Below are 3,055 nucleotides of genomic sequence, written 5' to 3' on the forward strand. Positions count from 1 at the left end.
GACCTGGATGGACGTCACGGGTGTCGGCCTGTCGTCGGTCATGCACGCCGCCGGACTGAACAGCGGCAAGCTGGTGGGGGAAGTTGAGGCGGCTGATCTCTCGGCCATGCTGTCGGCGAAGGCCGGTGGTGCGGCGGTGCTGGATGAGCTGACCGCTGACCGGGACCTGGACGCGTTCATGCTGTTCTCTTCCGGCGCGGGCACCTGGGGCAGTGGCGGGCTGAGCGCTTATGCGGCGGCGAACGCCTACCTCGACGCCCTGTGTGACAGCCGGCGGGGCCGTGGTCTGGTGGCCAGTTCGGTGGCGTGGGGCCTGTGGGCCGGTATCGGCATGGCCGCCAGTGAAGGCGGGGACCGGCTGCTGCACTACGGCATGGAGGGCATTGACGCGGAGCGTGGGATGCGTGCTCTGGGTCAGGTGCTGGATGCGGGTGAGGGTTCGATCGCTGTTGCCGGTTTCGACTGGGCGCAGTTCGTGCCGACCTACACCCTGCATCGCCCCAGTCCGCTGCTGTCGGCCCTGTCCGAGGTCCGCGAGATCCTCGCGGCCGAAGCCGAGTCCAGCGTCTCGGCGGACACGTCGGAGCTGGCCGCGCGTCTCTCGGTCATGCCGGTAGGCGACCAGCGGCAGGTGCTGACGGACTTGGTGCGTAGTAACGCGGCGGCGGTGCTTGGGCACGATGCGGCGGCGGATGTGCTGCCGCAGCGGGCGTTCAAGGACCTGGGCTTCGACTCGGTTGGCGCGGTCGAGTTGCGGAACCGGTTGTCGGCGGCGGCCGGGGTGCGGCTGCCCTCGACGATGGTCTTCGACTACCCGAACGCCGCGGTGCTCGCCGAGTACATACGAGGCGAACTCGTCGATATCGGCGGGGCAACAGATGGCGCCGACCAGGGAGATGCGGTCCTGGCCGACCTGGACCGGTTGGCCGCCGCACTGGAATCCATTGAAGGCGGCGCCGATGTGCGCCAGGACATCACTGAACGCATGCAGACCATGCTGTCCCGTTGGCTGCGCAGCAGCGGTTCCAACGAATCCGGCCCCGGTGCCACCGGACGGCAAGCCATCACCGGGCAGCTTGACGAAGCCTCTGCCGATGAGGTGCTGGCCTTCATCAACAAGGAACTTGGGGGCTCGCGATGATCACGCGTGGTCAGGCTGGGGCGCTGTCGAGGAGGGTTCACCGTGGCTGATGACAAGCAGATGCTCGACGCCTTGAAGAAGTTGGCGGCCGACTACTACGAGGCGCGCGAACGCATCCGGGAGTTGGAGTACGGCACCCGCGAGCCGATCGCGATTGTGGGGTTGGGTTGCCGTTACGCGGGTGACATCCGTGGCCCCGAGCAGTTCTGGGACCTGGTGACAGCCGGCACGGACGCAATCTCGGACTTCCCGACTGACCGTGGCTGGGAAGCTTTCGAGGAGGAGTTCGGCGACGAGGCGGTCCGGAGCGGGCAGGCGTATGTCCGGCAGGGCGGATTCATTTACGACGTGGCGGACTTCGACGCAGCCTTTTTCGGGATCAGTCCGCGTGAGGCGATGGCGATGGACCCGCAGCAGCGGCTGCTGCTGGAGACCGTCTGGGAGGCGATCGAGCGGGCGGGTCTCGCTCCGTCTTCGCTGCACGGCTCGGCCACCGGTGTCTTCATCGGCGCCAACCACTCCGGATACAGCTCCGTTCTGCCCAACGACGATCAAAGCCTGGACGGATACCGCCTCACCGGTGGTCTGTCATCAGTGACCTCCGGCCGGATCTCCTACACGCTCGGTCTGACGGGTCCGGCGGTGTCGGTGGACACGGCGTGTTCGTCGTCGCTGGTGGCGTTGCACCAGGCGGTGCAGGCGCTTCGCGGTGGTGAGTGCTCGATGGCGCTGGCCGGCGGCGTCGCCATCATGGCTCTGCCGGGTGCGTTCATGGACTTCTCCGAGCAGGGCGGTATGGCCTCCAGCGGCCGGTGCAAGGCGTTCTCGGACGAGGCCGACGGCATCGGCTGGGGCGAGGGCGCGGGTGTGGTGGTGCTTGAGCGTCTGTCGGATGCGCGGCGTAACGGGCATCAGGTGCTTGCGGTGATCCGGGGCAGTGCGGTGAATCAGGATGGTGCGTCGAACGGTCTGTCGGCGCCGAATGGTCCTTCGCAGCGTCGGGTGATCCGTGCCGCGCTGGCGAACGCGCAGCTGTCGGCGGCGGATGTTGATGTGGTGGAGGCGCACGGCACCGGCACCGCACTGGGTGACCCGATCGAGGCCGGTGCCCTGCTGGCCACCTACGGGCGGGAGCGGGCTGAGGACCGTCCGTTGTGGCTGGGTTCGGTGAAGTCCAACATCGGCCACACCCAGCAGGCGGCCGGCGTGGCGGGTGTCATCAAGATGGTGCTTGCGCTCCAGCACAGCGTCCTGCCGAAGACCCTCTACGCCGAGGAGCCGTCCACGCACGTGGACTGGTCGGCCGGGAACGTGCAGCTGCTCCAGGAAGAACGCGAATGGCCCGCGGGCGACCAGCCCCGACGGGCCGGTGTCTCGGCCTTCGGCGTCAGTGGCACCAACGCGCACCTGATCCTCGAGGAGGCTCCGGGCGCCCCTGAGCAGCCCGAGCCCGCCCCGGAAGCTGACGAGGAACCGGGGCTGCCGGTGCTGGCCGATGCGGTCTCGGTCCGCCCGTGGGTGGTGTCGGGTCGTAGTGCGGTGGCGCTTGCGGGTCAGGCGGGTCGGTTGCGGGAGCATGTGGTCGGGCGGCCGGAGTTGGCGGCGTCGGATGTGGCGCGCTCTTTGGTCTTGACGCGGTCGGTGTTTGAGCATCGTGCGGTGGTGCTGGGGTCGGAGCGTGAGGTGCTGCTGGCGGGGCTGGCCGCGGTGGCCACGGACCAGCCCGCGACGGGTGTGATCACCGGTGAGGTCGCCCCCGGGGGCGTGGGCCGGGCAGTGTTTGTGTTTCCGGGTCAGGGTTCGCAGTGGGTGGGGATGGGCCGGGAGTTGGCCGAGTCCTCGCCGGTGTTTGCGGCGCGGCTCGCGGAGTGCGCGGCGGCTCTTGCGCCCTTCGTGGAGTGGGAGCTTGGGGAT

Annotated in this window: 2 protein-coding genes; both read left to right on the plus strand. The window is 68.7% G+C overall.

The window, feature by feature from the left end:
• A partial coding sequence (locus STBA_RS28220) for a KR domain-containing protein (RefSeq protein ID WP_216355983.1) occupies nucleotides 1-1,141 on the plus strand: 1,141 nt, incomplete at its 5' end.
• A gap of 42 nt (nucleotides 1,142-1,183) precedes the next feature.
• The coding region (locus STBA_RS28225; RefSeq protein WP_143659639.1) for a type I polyketide synthase at nucleotides 1,184-3,055 on the plus strand (1,872 nt) is incomplete at its 3' end.

Origin of the sequence: Streptomyces sp. MP131-18 (assembly GCF_001984575.1) — a bacterium.
Classification (GTDB): domain Bacteria; phylum Actinomycetota; class Actinomycetes; order Streptomycetales; family Streptomycetaceae; genus Streptomyces; species Streptomyces johnsoniae.